Here is a 13,261-nt window from a genome sequence, read left to right on the forward strand (position 1 = left end):
ATGCCGCTGTTCCGCCGCGCCCCCGCCCCGTCGCCGACCCTCACGCCCACCCCCGGCACCCTCGCCGGGGCCATCGGCGACTGGCCGACCTTCGCCGGGCATTCGGCGCGCTACGCGCTCGAGTGGGGCGTCGGGCTATCCCTCGCCCTGCACGCCATCCTGCTCTCGATCCACTTCGTGATGCCGGACCCGGCCAAGTTCAAGCGCAACGACAAGGGGCTGGAGGTGGTGCTGGTCAACTCCCGCCACGCCCAGCGGCCGGACACCGCCGACATCCTCGCCCAGACCAACCTCGACGCCGGCGGCAACGCCGACACCAAGGCCCGCCCGGCCACCCCGCTGCCACCCACCGAGCAGACCCGCGCCGGCAACAGCCTGGTCGAAGCCCAGCGCCGCAGCGAGCAGCCCCAGGCACCCCAGGTCGAAGCCATGACCGCCAGGCAGAGCAAGGCCACCCTCGCCGTCGATCCCCGCCACGCCAACCCCACCGAGGCCCCGCGCCCGGTGTCGGGCTACGACCTCCTCGACAGCTCCGCCGCGGTCGCCCGCATCGAAGCCCAGATCGACAAGGACCTGATGGACTACGCCTCGCGGCCGCGCAAGAAGTTCATCGGCGCCCGCGCCCACGAATACCGCTTCGCCCAGTACGCCGAAGACTGGCGCCAGAAGATCGAGCGGGTCGGCACCCTCAACTACCCCGAGGCGGCCCGCGGCAAGCTCTACGGCAGCCTGCTGCTGTCAGTCACCATCCGCGCCGACGGCAGCGTGGAGAGCGTGGAGATCCTCCGCTCCTCCGGCCACAAGCTCCTCGACGACGCCGCCCGCCGCATCGTCCAGCTCGCCGCCCCTTACGCCGCCTTCCCGCCGGACATCCGCAAGGACACCGACGTGATCGAGATCACCCGCACCTGGACCTTCACCAACGCGGACATGCTGCAGACCTCCGCCCGCAAGGATTGACCCGATGGACCGTTACGCCGTGATCGGCAACCCGATCGGCCACAGCAAGTCGCCCCGCATCCACGCCGCCTTCGCCGCCCAGACCGGTCAGCCCCTCAGCTACGAAGCGCTGCTCGCCCCCCTCGACGGCTTTGCCGCCACCGTGCGCGGCTTTCAGGCCGCCGGCGGACGCGGGATGAACGTCACCGTGCCCTTCAAGCTCGAAGCCTTCGACCTGGCCGACCGGCTCACCCCCCGCGCCCAGGCCGCCGGCGCGGTCAACACCCTGGCCTTCGGCGCCGATGGCACCCTGGGCGACAACACCGACGGCGCCGGCATCCTGCGCGACATCACCGTCAACCTGCGCTTCGCCGTGGCCGGCCGCCGCGTGCTGCTCCTCGGCGCCGGCGGCGCGGCCCGCGGCACCGTGCTGCCGCTCCTCGCCGCGCAACCCGCCAGCCTCACCATCGCCAACCGCACCGCCGCCAAGGCCGTCGAGCTGGCCGACGAATTCGCCGGCGCCGGCGCAAGCCCCGTCGCCCCGACAGGATGCGGCCTCGCCCAGCTCGCCGGGCAGCAGTTCGACCTCGTCATCAACGCCACCAGCGCCAGCCTCTCGGATGCCGCGCCCGACCTGCCCGCCGGCCTCTACGCCCCCGGCAGCCTCGCCTACGACATGATGTACGGCAAGGGCGAGACGCCCTTCCTCGCCGCCGCCCGCCTGCAGGGCGCGGCGCGCCTCGCCGACGGCCTCGGAATGCTCGTCGAGCAGGCTGCCGAGAGCTTCCTGCTGTGGCGCGGCGTGCGCCCCGACACCGCCCCCGTGCTCGCCGAACTGCGCGCGGCCCTCTGAGCCCATCGGCGATGGCCCGGCTCTGGCACTGGACACGGCGCGCCCTCGCGGCGCTGGTGCTGCTGTTCGTCGCCTACCAACTGTGGCTGCTCGGCCACGTGCTGTGGTGGAAATGGAACCCGCCCTCCGCCACCAGCTTCATGAGCCTGCGCCTCGACGAACTCGCCGCCGACAAACCCGACGCCGAACTCCACTACCGCTGGGTGCCCTACGAGCGCATCTCGATCCACCTCAAGCGCGCCGTGGTCGCCGCCGAGGACGACAAATTCGTCGACCATGAAGGCTTCGACTGGGAAGGCATCCAGAAGGCCATCGAGAAGAACCAGAAGAAGGGCAAGCCCGTCGCCGGCGGCTCCACGATCAGCCAGCAGCTCGCCAAGAACCTCTTCCTCAGCCCCGCCCGCAGCTACTTCCGCAAGGTCGAGGAGGCCATCATCACGGTGATGATCGAAACACTGTGGGACAAACGACGCATCCTCGAGGTCTATCTCAACGTGGTCGAGTGGGGCAACGGCATCTTCGGCTGCGAGGCCGCCGCCCAGCGCTACTACCGCATCCCGGCCGCCCAGCTGGCGCCCAACCAGGCCGCCCGGCTGGCCGTAATGCTCCCCAATCCGCGCAAGTACGAGAAGAGTTTCAGCCCCCGCCTGGCCGCCCACGCGGCCCGCATCCAGGGGCGCATGCAGTACTCCGAAGTGCCCTGAGCCACCCCGCCGGCGCCCTCCTTGCGGAAACTGAGCCCCTGCCCGACGCCCCGCCCTTCGGGTAGAATGTCGCGTTTTCCCAAGCACCGCCTCCCCCGATGCAATTCGCCGGATTCACCTTGCGAAACAATCTGTTCGTGGCGCCCATGGCCGGCGTGACGGACCGCCCCTTCCGCCAGCTCTGCAAGAAGATGGGGGCCGGGCTCGCCGTCTCCGAGATGGTCACCTCCAACTCCCTGCTCTACGGCAGCGCCAAGACCCAGCGCCGCGCCAACCACGACGGCGAGGCCGACCCGATCTCCGTCCAGATCGCCGGCGCCGATCCGGCCATGATGGCCGAAGCCGCCCGCCACAACATCGACCGCGGCGCCCAGATCATCGACATCAACATGGGCTGCCCGGCCAAGAAGGTCTGCAACGTGATGGCCGGCTCCGCGCTGATGCAGGACGAGCCGCTTGTTGCCCGCATCCTCGAAGCCGTCGTCGGCGCCGCCGGCAACACCCCGGTCACCCTCAAGTTCCGCACCGGCTGGAGCAAGGCCAATAAAAACGCCGCCACCGTCGCCCGCATCGCCGAAGAATCCGGCATCCAGCTGATCGCCATCCACGGCCGCACCCGCGCCTGCCAGTACACCGGCGACGCCGAGTACGACACCATCGCCGACGTCAAGACCCGCGTGCGCATCCCGCTGATCGCCAACGGCGACATCACCACGCCGCAGAAGGCCAAGTTCGTGCTCGATTACACCGGCGCCGACGGCGTGATGATCGGCCGCGCCGCCCAGGGGCGCCCCTGGATCTTCCGCGAGATCGAACACTTCCTGAAGACCGGCGAAGCGCTTCCGCCCCCGCTCGTCTCCGAAATCCTCCAGGTGTGCAAGGATCACCTCGCCGACCTCTACGCCTTCTACGGCGAAGACACCGGCGTCAAGGTCGCCCGCAAGCACATCAGCTGGTACACCAAGGGTCTGGTCGGATCGGCACAGTTCCGCCGCGTCATGAACACCCTGCCCACCGTACAAGAACAGATTGCCGCCATTGACGAGTTCTTCGGCCGGCTCGCCGACAGAGACAGCCGCCTGGTTTACACCGAAGAATTCCCTCAGGAGCTTGCAGCATGAGCAGCACCAGCAATGACATCGCCGAATCTGTCTGCCGCGCCCTCGACACCTACTTTCGCGATCTCGACGGCGAGAAGCCCAACGCCCTCTACGCGATGGTGATCAAGAACGTCGAACGCCCCATGCTCGAGTTCGTCCTCAAGCAGGCCGGCGGCAACCAGACCCTCTGCGCAGAAATGCTCGGCATCAACCGCAACACCCTGCGGCGCAAGCTGTCCGAGCACGAACTCCTGTAATCGCCTTTCCGTCATTTTCGCGCCGCAGCCCCGCGGCCATCCCGAGAACACCCCCATGAAAGTCACCCAAGCCCTGCTCAGCGTCTCCGACAAGACCGGCGTCGTCGAATTCGCCCGCGAACTGTCCGCTCTCGGCATCAAGCTGCTGTCCACCGGCGGCACCGCCAAGTCCCTGCGCGATGCCGGCCTGCCGGTCACCGACGTGTCCGACTACACCGGTTTCCCCGAGATGCTCGACGGCCGCGTCAAAACGCTGCACCCGAAGGTCCACGGCGGCATCCTCGCCCGTCGCGACCTGCCCGAGCACCTGGCCAAGCTCGAAGAGCACAGCATCCCGCGCATCGACCTCGTGGTGGTGAACCTCTATCCGTTCCAGGCCACCGTCGCCAAGCCCGACTGCAGCCTCGAAGACGCCATCGAGAACATCGACATCGGCGGCCCGACCATGGTCCGCGCCGCGGCCAAGAACCACGGCAATGAAGCCGGCGGCGTCGGCATCGTGACCGACCCGGCCGACTACGCCGGCATCGTCGCCGAGCTCAAGGCCAACGGCGGCGCGCTCAGCTACAAGACCCGCTTCGACCTCGCCCGCAAGGCCTTCACCCACACCGCCCGCTACGACTCGGCGATCTCCAACCACCTCACGGCCCTCGCCGACGACGGCAGCAAGATGGCCTACCCGGAGCGCTTCCAGCTGGCCTTCGATAAGGTGCAGGACCTCCGCTACGGCGAGAACCCCCACCAGTCCGCCGCCTTCTACCGCGAGTCCGAGCCCCAGGCCGGCGCCATCGCCGCCTACACCCAGGTGCAGGGCAAGGAGCTGTCGTACAACAACATCGCCGACTCCGACGCCGCCTGGGAATGCGTCAAGGCCTTCGACTCAGTTGCCAACACTGTGGCCTGCGTGATCGTCAAGCACGCCAACCCGTGCGGTGTGGCCGTCGCCGCCAGCCCGCTGGAAGCCTACAAGAAGGCCTTCTCCACCGATCCCACCTCCGCCTTCGGCGGCATCATCGCCTTCAACACCACCGTTGACCGCGCCGCCGCCGAAGCCGTCAGCGCCCAGTTCCTCGAAGTGCTGATCGCCCCCGCCTACACCGACGAAGCCCTCGAGCTCCTCAAGGCCAAGCAGAACGTCCGCGTGCTGGTCAATCCGCTGGGCACCGTCCGCCAGCCCGATTACAAGCGCGTCGGCGGCGGCCTGCTGGTGCAAAGCGCCGACTTCGCCCCGATCACCGCGGCGGATCTGAAGGTCGTCACCAAGCGCGCCCCCACCGAACAAGAGCTCGGCGACCTGCTGTTCGCCTGGCGCGTGGCCAAGTTCGTCAAGTCCAACGCCATCGTCTACTGCAAGGACGGCATGACCATCGGCGTCGGCGCCGGCCAGATGAGCCGCGTGGATTCCGCCCGCATCGCCAAGATCAAGGCCGAGAACGCCGGCCTCGTGATCCCCGGCTGCGTGGTCGCGTCGGATGCTTTCTTCCCGTTCCGTGACGGCCTCGACGTGCTGGCCCAGGCCGGCGCCACCGCCGTCATCCAGCCGGGTGGCTCGGTGCGTGACGCCGAAGTGATCGCCGCGGCCGACGAGCAGGGCATCGCGATGGTCCTCACCGGCTTCCGCCACTTCCGTCACTGATCCGGGCACACTCATGAAGATCCTCGTCATCGGCTCCGGCGGACGCGAACACGCGCTGGCCTGGAAGCTCTCCCGCTCGCCCCGCGTGCAGAAGGTGCTGGTCGCCCCGGGCAACCCGGGCACCGCCCGTGAGCCCGGCATCGAGAACGTCGCCGTCACCGCGATCCCCGAGCTCATCGAGCTCGCCCGTCGCGAGCAGATCGCCCTCACCGTCGTCGGCCCCGAAGCACCGCTGGCCGCCGGCGTGGTGGATGCCTTCCGCGCCGCCGGGCTGCCGATCTTCGGGCCCACCAAACTGGCCGCCCAGCTCGAAAGCTCCAAGGACTTCGCCAAGCAGTTCCTGATCCGCCACAAGATCCCCACGGCCAAGTACCAGACCTTCTCCGACCCCGCCGCCGCCCACGCCTACGTGGACGCCGAAGGTGCACCGATCGTCATCAAGGCCGACGGCCTCGCCGCCGGCAAGGGCGTGGTGGTGGCGATGACCACGGACGAAGCCCACGCCGCCATCGACGCCATGCTCACCCACAACACGCTGGGCGTGCAGTACGACGAGCGCGGCCCGCGGGTGGTGATCGAGGAGTTCATGGACGGCGAGGAAGCCAGCTTCATCGTGATGGCCGACGGCCGCCACGCCCTGCCGCTCGCCACCTCCCAGGATCACAAGCGCCTGCGCGACGCCGACCAGGGCCCCAACACCGGCGGCATGGGCGCCTACTCGCCCGCCCCGGTGGTCACGCCCGAAGTCCACGCCCGCGCCATGCGCGAGATCATCATGCCGACCCTCGCCGGCATGGCTGCCGAAGGCCTGCCCTACACCGGCTTCCTGTACGCCGGCCTGATGATCGACGCCAAGGGCGCACCCCGCGTCGTCGAGTTCAACTGCCGCATGGGCGACCCGGAAACCCAGCCGATCATGATGCGACTCAAGACCGATCTGGTCGATCTCGTCGAAGCCGCCATCGCCGGCAAGCTCGACAAGATCGAAGCCGAATGGGACCGCCGCTTCGCCCTCGGCGTGGTGATGGCCGCCGCCGGCTACCCGGACAGCCCCCGCAAGGGCGACGCCATCCACGGTCTGCCCGCCAGCAGCCCCCAAGACGTGCACGTCTTCCACGCCGGCACCGCCGAATCGAACGGTCAGGTCGTCACCAACGGCGGCCGCGTGCTGTGCGTCACCGCCCTGGGCGACAACGTGCGTAGCGCCCAGAAACTCGCCTACGAACAGCTCGACCAGATCCACTTCGACGGCATGCAGTGCCGCCGCGACATCGGCTACCGCGCCGTCGCTCGCAAAGCCTGAGCCATGCCCCACCTGCGCATCGAGTACAGCACCAACATCGCCGGCCGGTTCGACCCGGCCGCGGTGCTGGCCGCCACCACCGACGCGCTGGTGGCCAGCGGCGTGTTCGACCCGCCCGACGCCATCAAGGCCCGGCTGATGCCGGCCCCGCACTTCCGGGTCGGCAGCGGCGCCGACCACGGCTTCATCCACGCCGGGCTGGCGCTGCTCGCGGGCCGCGACGCCGCCACCAAGCAGCGCCTCACCGCCGCCCTGGTGGACGCCATCGCCCCCCTCGTCGCCGCCGGCCCCCAGGTGGTGCAGATCACCTCCGAAGCCCGCGACATGGATCGCGACACCTACTCGAAGCGCCTCCTTCCCGGCGCCTGATTCACCCGCCGGCCGCTGGCCGGTTTTTTCCATCCCCGGAGCCCACCCATGCCTGACCGCGCCGCCGTCAAAGCCTATCTCCTCGACCTCCAGGCCCGCATCGTCGCCGCTCTCGAAGCCTTCGACGGCAAGCCCTTCGTCACCGACAGCTGGACCCGCCCCGCCGGCGGCGGCGGCCTCACCCGCCTGATCGAGGACGGCCACTTCTTCGAGCGCGGCGGCTGCAACTTCTCCCACGTGATGGGCGAAGGCCTGCCGCCCTCCGCCACCGCCGCCCGGCCCGAACTCGCCGGCCGCAGCTACGAGGCAATGGGCGTCTCGCTGGTGCTCCACCCGCGCAACCCGTACTGCCCCACGGTGCACATGAACGTGCGCTTCTTCATCGCCTCGGCGCCGGGCAAGGCCGACGTGTGGTGGTTCGGTGGCGGCATGGATCTCACTCCCTACTACCCCTTCGAGGACGACGTCCGCCACTTCCACACCACCTGCAAGGCCGCCGTGCTGCCCTGGGGCGAGGCTGAGTACCAGCGCCTCAAGGACTGGTGCGACCGCTACTTCTTCCTCAAGCACCGCAACGAGCCCCGCGGCGTGGGCGGGCTGTTCTTCGACGACCACGGCGCCGACGGCAAGGTGGATTTCGACGCCGCCTTCGCCATGACCCGCAGCGTCGGTGACGCCTTCCTGCCGGCCTATCTGCCGGTCGTCGAACGCCGCCGCGACTCACCCTATGGCGAGCGGGAGCGCGACTTCCAGGCCTACCGCCGGGGCCGCTATGTCGAGTTCAACCTGGTCTTCGACCGGGGCACCCTGTTCGGCCTGCAATCCGGCGGTCGCACCGAATCCATCCTCATGTCCATGCCGCCCATCGTGAAGTGGCGCTACGACTGGCACCCGGAAGCCGGCAGCCCCGAAGCCCGGCTGTACGCCGACTTCCTCATCCCCCGCGACTGGGCCTGAGCCTGAGCCCGCCCATGTTCGACACCGCCCGCCAGCAGTTCAAGGCGCAGCTGGCGACGGTCATCGAACTGGGCATCGGCGCGCTGTCGGCGCTGGGCGTGCCGATGGCGCTGATCCTCGGCAAGCTGCTGCTCGCCGGGCTGCTGGGGATGATCGTGGTGGGGGTTGGCCTGCGCTTCGCTCGCGGCCGGAAGCGGGCTGCAGCAAATCAGCGGGCCGGCGCGACGAGCCCGCCCGGCGGATAGCTGCGCAGATAACCCAGCAGCGTCTCAACCCGCCCACGGATGAGCGCCGCCCGATACGCCGCCCGCGACGCGGCCGACGACGAGCCAAAATCCTCCCGCGTCCAGTTGTTGGCGATGAAGCGCAGCTCCGCATCCCGGAAGACCAGCCAGCTCTTCTGGCTGCGCACCAGATCCTGCCGGCGGCTGTCGCGCCCCTGGCGCACCAGCGCGGTGTAGGCGAGGTTCAGCTCCCGGTCGAGAAACTGCTCATATTGGGCATAAGCCGCCAGCGCATCCCGCTCCGACGCCGCCTCTGCGATGCGGTTTTCAAGGTCGCCCGCGCGGGTCACGAACGCGGCCAGCGGATCGGGCCGGTCGGGGTTGTCGATGGCCAGCGCCACGCCGGCGGGCAAGCCCAGCGCAAGCACCAGCACCCAGCCGGCCAGCCGGGCCGGAAAACGCTCACCAGTTCTTCTCATATTTCCCCTGGGAATAGACGTTCCATTCGCATTGCCGGCGCCGTTCGAGCCCCAGCATCACCTTGCCCTGGGACTTGTTCCAGGATTTCCACGCTGCCTCCAGGCTCTTGTAGGAGGTCTGGGCGGTGGGGTCGTTCACCATCTTCGCCACCGACGAGCGGGCCAGATTGGCCGCGCCGATGTTGAAGGTGAGGATGACCAGCGCGTCGAACTGGCTCTGGCTGAGCGGCGCCGCGATCGTCGCGTTCACCGCCGCCTCGAAGGGCTGCAGATCCCGGTCGAGCAGCGCGTCGGCAGCCGCTTCGGTAATGTCGTTCTTGTAGGTGTCCCACTCGGCCTTCGAGATCAGATGGCCATAGCCGATGGTTGCCCCCTTCACCCACACGCGGGTGACCTTGCGGGTCTGGTCGTCGTAGGGGTACAGGGACAGGCTCTCCAGCTTGCGGAGCAAGGCCCGCGCCGCGCCGCTCATGCTCATCGCCCCCGCCGGCTGGGCTGGCGTTGTCGGGGTGACGACGACCGCAGGCGGCTGGTTGAGGGCCTGCCAGGTCTTGCCGCCGGGGTCCACCCGGCCGTCGGGCTTCTGCAGCGTCATCACCCGGCGCTGGAATTCCTCGATGGCGCCATAGGTCTCGTCGCCCTGCCCGCCGTCCTCGGCAATCCGCGGCAAGCTTGCCGGCCGATGAAGGTTCAGCAGCTGCTGCACCAGCAGGACTTCGCGCTTGAGCGGCTTCTCGGCGCCGCGCCCGACCGCACGTGTGAGACTGGCCATGAACGTCTCCCGCAACAGGATTGACTACGCACTTCCACTATAGCCAGCCCGACTCGTCCCGCCAACGGCCGAAAGGCAAAAATGCCTCCGGGCACCGTCCGCCTGCGGCGCCGCAAACAAAAACGCCCGGCGCGCCTGCTGGCACCCGGGCGTTCTGGAACAGCGACAGGCGCTGTTCGCGGAGACTTAGATCTTGCCGACCAGATCCAGGGACGGCTTGAGGGTCTCGGCGCCTTCCTGCCACTTGGCGGGGCAGACTTCGCCCGGGTGGGAGGCGACGTACTGGGCAGCCTTGACCTTGCGCAGCAGCTCGGAAGCATCACGGCCGATGCCCAGATCGTGGATCTCGGCGACCTTGATCTGGCCTTCCGGGTTCACCACGAAGGTGCCGCGCAGCGCCAGACCGGCTTCCTCGATCATCACGTCGAAGTTGCGGGAGATGGTGCCGGTGGGGTCGCCCAGCATCGGGTACTTGATCTTCTTGATGGTGTCGGAGGCGTCGGCCCAGGCCTTGTGCACGAAGTGGGTGTCGGTGGAGACGGAGTAGACCTCGACGCCCAGCTTCTGGAACTCGGGGTACAGGTCGGCCATGTCGCCCAGCTCGGTCGGGCAGACGAAGGTGAAGTCGGCCGGGTAGAAGAAGAACACGGACCACTTGCCCTTGACGTCGGCTTCAGTCACGTCAACAAACTTGCCATTGTGGAAAGCGGTGGACTTGAACGGCTTGATTTCGGTGTTGATCAGGGACATTGATGTTTCCTTCACGGGTTGGGAGAGGGTGTTCGGAAGTCACATGATAGGCCCGGACATCATATCGTTCAAATTGATTGATGAAATGATCCGGATTGAAGAAAACTATCGAGCACGCGCTTCCGCAAGACAGGCTGAAATGTCCATCTTATTTCGCCGACAAGGCGCGGAAAAGCCCGGGCGCCGTGCAGGCCGCCCCGGCGATCAGCGCAGGGAAAGCTCCGCTGCGGCGCGGTAGTGGCGGTTGGCGTCGTCGGTTCGGTCGATGCGCTCCGCCAGCTGGGCCAGCGCCACATGCGCCTCCCAGCCGGGTTCGATGGCGAGGGAGGCCTCCAGGTAGCTTTCGGCCTTGCCCCACAGCTGCGACTGCACGCACAGCCGGCCCAGGGTGAGGAGCAGCTGCGGGTCGCGGGGGTTGCGGGTGAGCCAGTCTTCGGCCTTGACCAGACGGCTGCGCACCTCGCCGCCTTCGCAGCGGCCGTAGAGCCCGGCGAGGGCGGAATCCCACCCCACCGCGAGCTGGGTCTCGATGGCTTTCTGGGCACCGCTGCCGTCACCCGCGGCGATCAGCGCGCGAGCCAGGGTAGCTACCAGTCGGGCATCCCGCTGCTCGTCGCGGGGGAGTTCCTGCCAGTAGGCGTTGAGGGCGAGGGCGTCGCCGGCCCGGCGCCGGAGTTCTTCCTGGTGAGCGCGACGCTTGATAGGCTCGGCCTGCTCGGCGGTGAGCGCCTTGACCTTGACGAGCTGACGCACCACCCGCACCGCCTCGACCCAGTCGCCCTTGGCCTGCGCGGTGCGCAGCGCCAGGCGCAGCGCAGCGATGTGACGCTGACCGCCCACCTGGAGTTCGGCCAGGCTTTCGGCCGCGTCGTCGAAGCGGCGATCCTCGACCGCCAGCTTGGCCTCCGTCATCAGCCGGGCGAGGCGCATCTCCTCACCCTCGTCGGCCACCTTGCGGAGCCAGTGGCGATAACGGTTCTCGTCGCGCAGGGAGTGGGCGGCTCGGGCCGCCAGCAGCGCGGCCAGCCCGCGGGATTCGCCGGCCTCGTAGGCGGCGGTGGCCTGCTTGAGGGCCTGCCCGAAGCGGCCTTCGATGCGCAGCCGGACGGCATCGTAGATGGCCTGGGCGGCCCGCTCGCGGCCAACCCGCTGGCGATAGCGCTGGACCGCCCGGGGCAGGGCCAGGGTGCGGGCGACGAGCCGGGTGAGGGCGTAGATTGCCGCAAAGCCGCCGACCAGCAGCACGATCAGCAGGTTGAGGGAGATCTGGACCCGATAGGGCGGCCACACCAGCAGGGCGTAGCCTTCGTTGTAACGGCCTGCCACCGCCAGGACGGCGGCCAGGGCGAAGAGGCCGAGCAGCCAGAGCAATCCGCGCATGGCCGCCTCAGTTCTTCTTCGCCGGGCTGGCGGGCCTGGCGGCCGGGGAGGCGGCCTCGACGCGCCGCTCGGGCACCGACTGCAGCGCCCGCAGGGCGTTGAGGCTGGCCTGGAGGTTGGGCAGGTCGACGCCCACCGGGCTCTTCTGGAGTTCGATCAGGTCGGTGCGGGCGGATTCGACCCCGGCGTTGCGCGCGTCGAAGTAGCGGCCCAGCCATTCGGCGCCGATCCGCATGTCTTCCCGGAAGGTGTTGCCGTCGCGGGAGAGCAGCGCGAGGCGGGCGTTCATCAGGCGCAGCTTGAGGTTTTCGCGCAGGAACACGGCGTTGCTCGGGGCCAGAAGGGCTGGATCGGGGCGATCCATGCGCTCGACGCGGACGAGCTGGCTGAACTCGGCCCAGAAATCGAGCCACAGCCGCTTGAGCCAGGAGGGTGCGGCCTGATCGGCCTTGGCCGCTTCGGAGCGCGGCCCGGCCTCGAAGGCCAGGGGCAGGCTGTCGATGCGGCCGATGAGGGTTTCGAGCTTCAGGGCGACGCCGGCGGCATCCACCTGCGGCAGGGCCTTGAGGGTGTCCAGATCGCCGGCGATGGCCTTGCGCAGCGGCAGCCAGTGGGGCCGGTCGACGCTGCCCAGGCGGGCGTCGGCGGTTTGCAGGGCGAACAGCGCGGCCTGCACGTTACCGGCCAGTTGGAGTTGCTGGGCGGCGATCAGCACCGCCTGCTCCACCTCGGCCAGCAGGCGGTCGTCCCGGGAGCGGGAGAACTCCTGGTACATCGCTTCGAGGGCCACCTGCTGGCCCTGGGATTCGGAGAAACGGGATTCGAGCGACCCGAGCCGGGTCTGGATGTCCTGAAGGTTCTCCTGGGCGAGCTTGGCCAGCGCGCGGCTTTCGGTGGCGGCGGTGTCGCTGCTGGCGAGGCGGCGGGCCAGCTCTTCCTGCATGTCGGCGAGGCGGCTGCGGGTTTCGACCCACTGCCAGCCCAGCAGGGCCAGCGCGAGGGCGGCCACGATGGCGGAAGGGCGGCGCCACGACGGGGGCGCAGACGTCGGCCGGGGGGCGTCGGCGGGCGGGAGGCTGGGATTTTCGCTGCTCATGGGCGTGAGTTTAACCCGGATAGACGTTGTGGTTGGGCGCCGAGAAGTGCCGGACGAGGCCGTCGATGAGGCCGTGGTCCCCGGGGCCGGTGGCGATGACCGCGGGGAATCCGGCCTCCCGGGCCGCCGCCGCGATGCGCGGATGGGGCACGAAAACCGGCACCGGACGCAGATCGCCCACTCCGGGCAGGGCCGCGAGGTGGGCGACACCTTCGCTGCTGGTGAGGGTGAGGGCATCCAGCCGGCCCGCGCGGGCGCGGGCGACGAGGGGCGCCGGGTCGTCCGCGGGCCCCCCGCGGTGGTAGCAGGTGAGGTATTCGACGGTGGCACCGCGCTGGGCGAGGGTGTCGCCCAGCAGATCGCGTCCGCCGTCGCCGCGCAGGATGAGCACCCGCTTGCCGGCCACCGCGCCCGCCTGGAAGGCTGGCAGGGCGAGCACGGA

Annotated in this window: 16 protein-coding genes; 10 read left to right on the plus strand and 6 right to left on the minus strand. The window is 69.1% G+C overall.

What is annotated here, in order from left to right:
• From ACE3N6_RS14075 to ACE3N6_RS14120, 10 genes are all read left to right on the plus strand, one after another.
• Window positions 1–960: a TonB family protein gene (locus tag ACE3N6_RS14075; RefSeq protein WP_374246409.1), complete on the plus strand. Its 960-nt coding sequence runs from the start codon at window positions 1–3 to the stop codon at window positions 958–960.
• A gap of 4 nt (window positions 961–964) precedes the next feature.
• A complete protein-coding gene (aroE, locus tag ACE3N6_RS14080) occupies window positions 965–1,792 on the plus strand; it encodes a shikimate dehydrogenase (protein WP_374246410.1) in 828 nt (275 codons plus the stop codon).
• Between the two features lie 11 nt (window positions 1,793–1,803).
• Window positions 1,804–2,496: a monofunctional biosynthetic peptidoglycan transglycosylase gene (gene mtgA / locus ACE3N6_RS14085; RefSeq protein ID WP_374246411.1), complete on the plus strand. Its 693-nt coding sequence runs from the start codon at window positions 1,804–1,806 to the stop codon at window positions 2,494–2,496.
• A 98-nt stretch (window positions 2,497–2,594) separates the two neighbouring features.
• Window positions 2,595–3,617 carry a tRNA dihydrouridine synthase DusB gene (gene dusB / locus ACE3N6_RS14090; protein WP_374246412.1) on the plus strand — a complete coding sequence of 341 codons (1,023 nt, stop codon included), beginning with the start codon at window positions 2,595–2,597 and terminating at the stop codon, window positions 3,615–3,617.
• Complete coding sequence (locus ACE3N6_RS14095) at window positions 3,614–3,853, plus strand: helix-turn-helix domain-containing protein (RefSeq protein ID WP_374246413.1); 240 nt, start codon at window positions 3,614–3,616, stop codon at window positions 3,851–3,853. Before dusB ends, ACE3N6_RS14095 begins: the two co-directional genes overlap by 4 nt.
• A gap of 55 nt (window positions 3,854–3,908) precedes the next feature.
• Window positions 3,909–5,489, plus strand: a complete 1,581-nt coding sequence (gene purH / locus ACE3N6_RS14100) for a bifunctional phosphoribosylaminoimidazolecarboxamide formyltransferase/IMP cyclohydrolase (protein WP_374246414.1) — start codon at window positions 3,909–3,911, stop codon at window positions 5,487–5,489.
• A gap of 13 nt (window positions 5,490–5,502) precedes the next feature.
• Complete coding sequence (purD, locus tag ACE3N6_RS14105) at window positions 5,503–6,792, plus strand: phosphoribosylamine--glycine ligase (protein WP_374246415.1); 1,290 nt, start codon at window positions 5,503–5,505, stop codon at window positions 6,790–6,792.
• Between the two features lie 3 nt (window positions 6,793–6,795).
• Window positions 6,796–7,161, plus strand: a complete 366-nt coding sequence (locus ACE3N6_RS14110; RefSeq protein ID WP_374246416.1) for a 5-carboxymethyl-2-hydroxymuconate Delta-isomerase — start codon at window positions 6,796–6,798, stop codon at window positions 7,159–7,161.
• A 48-nt stretch (window positions 7,162–7,209) separates the two neighbouring features.
• Window positions 7,210–8,118, plus strand: a complete 909-nt coding sequence (gene hemF, locus ACE3N6_RS14115; RefSeq protein WP_374246417.1) for an oxygen-dependent coproporphyrinogen oxidase — start codon at window positions 7,210–7,212, stop codon at window positions 8,116–8,118.
• A 14-nt stretch (window positions 8,119–8,132) separates the two neighbouring features.
• The gene (locus ACE3N6_RS14120; protein WP_374246418.1) at window positions 8,133–8,363 is read left to right on the plus strand and encodes a hypothetical protein; all 231 of its coding nucleotides are present in this window, start codon (window positions 8,133–8,135) and stop codon (window positions 8,361–8,363) included.
• On the opposite strand, the gene ACE3N6_RS14125 is transcribed toward ACE3N6_RS14120, so the two are convergent.
• From ACE3N6_RS14125 to ACE3N6_RS14150, 6 genes are all read right to left on the minus strand, one after another.
• Window positions 8,327–8,821 (minus strand): lysozyme inhibitor LprI family protein, encoded by a 495-nt coding sequence (locus ACE3N6_RS14125; RefSeq protein ID WP_374246419.1) that lies wholly within the window; start codon window positions 8,819–8,821, stop codon window positions 8,327–8,329. The genes ACE3N6_RS14120 and ACE3N6_RS14125 overlap by 37 nt on opposite strands.
• Window positions 8,805–9,593 (minus strand): glycoside hydrolase family protein, encoded by a 789-nt coding sequence (locus ACE3N6_RS14130; protein WP_374246420.1) that lies wholly within the window; start codon window positions 9,591–9,593, stop codon window positions 8,805–8,807. Before ACE3N6_RS14130 ends, ACE3N6_RS14125 begins: the two co-directional genes overlap by 17 nt.
• Window positions 9,594–9,779: 186 nt before the next feature.
• Complete coding sequence (gene ahpC, locus ACE3N6_RS14135; RefSeq protein ID WP_374246421.1) at window positions 9,780–10,343, minus strand: alkyl hydroperoxide reductase subunit C; 564 nt, start codon at window positions 10,341–10,343, stop codon at window positions 9,780–9,782.
• A 204-nt stretch (window positions 10,344–10,547) separates the two neighbouring features.
• Window positions 10,548–11,723, minus strand: a complete 1,176-nt coding sequence (locus ACE3N6_RS14140) for a heme biosynthesis HemY N-terminal domain-containing protein (RefSeq protein WP_374246422.1) — start codon at window positions 11,721–11,723, stop codon at window positions 10,548–10,550.
• Window positions 11,724–11,730: 7 nt separating this feature from the next.
• Complete coding sequence (locus ACE3N6_RS14145) at window positions 11,731–12,819, minus strand: uroporphyrinogen-III C-methyltransferase (RefSeq protein ID WP_374246423.1); 1,089 nt, start codon at window positions 12,817–12,819, stop codon at window positions 11,731–11,733.
• Window positions 12,820–12,829: 10 nt separating this feature from the next.
• On the minus strand, window positions 12,830–13,261 hold a 432-nt coding region (locus ACE3N6_RS14150), incomplete at its 5' end, for a uroporphyrinogen-III synthase (RefSeq protein ID WP_374246424.1).

Source organism: Zoogloea sp., from assembly GCF_041904905.1.
Taxonomy (GTDB): Bacteria; Pseudomonadota; Gammaproteobacteria; order Burkholderiales; family Rhodocyclaceae; genus Zoogloea.

What these genes read in the sequence shown, in the direction of transcription:
- ACE3N6_RS14075 (WP_374246409.1), top strand. Translation starts at nt 1, where the DNA reads ATGCCGCTGTTCCGCCGCGCCCCCGCCCCGTCGCCGACCCTCACGCCC.
- aroE (WP_374246410.1), top strand. Translation starts at nt 965, where the DNA reads ATGGACCGTTACGCCGTGATCGGCAACCCGATCGGCCACAGCAAGTCG.
- mtgA (WP_374246411.1), top strand. Translation starts at nt 1,804, where the DNA reads ATGGCCCGGCTCTGGCACTGGACACGGCGCGCCCTCGCGGCGCTGGTG.
- dusB (WP_374246412.1), top strand. Translation starts at nt 2,595, where the DNA reads ATGCAATTCGCCGGATTCACCTTGCGAAACAATCTGTTCGTGGCGCCC.
- ACE3N6_RS14095 (WP_374246413.1), top strand. Translation starts at nt 3,614, where the DNA reads ATGAGCAGCACCAGCAATGACATCGCCGAATCTGTCTGCCGCGCCCTC.
- purH (WP_374246414.1), top strand. Translation starts at nt 3,909, where the DNA reads ATGAAAGTCACCCAAGCCCTGCTCAGCGTCTCCGACAAGACCGGCGTC.
- purD (WP_374246415.1), top strand. Translation starts at nt 5,503, where the DNA reads ATGAAGATCCTCGTCATCGGCTCCGGCGGACGCGAACACGCGCTGGCC.
- ACE3N6_RS14110 (WP_374246416.1), top strand. Translation starts at nt 6,796, where the DNA reads ATGCCCCACCTGCGCATCGAGTACAGCACCAACATCGCCGGCCGGTTC.
- hemF (WP_374246417.1), top strand. Translation starts at nt 7,210, where the DNA reads ATGCCTGACCGCGCCGCCGTCAAAGCCTATCTCCTCGACCTCCAGGCC.
- ACE3N6_RS14120 (WP_374246418.1), top strand. Translation starts at nt 8,133, where the DNA reads ATGTTCGACACCGCCCGCCAGCAGTTCAAGGCGCAGCTGGCGACGGTC.
- ACE3N6_RS14125 (WP_374246419.1), bottom strand. Translation starts at nt 8,821, where the DNA reads ATGAGAAGAACTGGTGAGCGTTTTCCGGCCCGGCTGGCCGGCTGGGTG.
- ACE3N6_RS14130 (WP_374246420.1), bottom strand. Translation starts at nt 9,593, where the DNA reads ATGGCCAGTCTCACACGTGCGGTCGGGCGCGGCGCCGAGAAGCCGCTC.
- ahpC (WP_374246421.1), bottom strand. Translation starts at nt 10,343, where the DNA reads ATGTCCCTGATCAACACCGAAATCAAGCCGTTCAAGTCCACCGCTTTC.
- ACE3N6_RS14140 (WP_374246422.1), bottom strand. Translation starts at nt 11,723, where the DNA reads ATGCGCGGATTGCTCTGGCTGCTCGGCCTCTTCGCCCTGGCCGCCGTC.
- ACE3N6_RS14145 (WP_374246423.1), bottom strand. Translation starts at nt 12,819, where the DNA reads ATGAGCAGCGAAAATCCCAGCCTCCCGCCCGCCGACGCCCCCCGGCCG.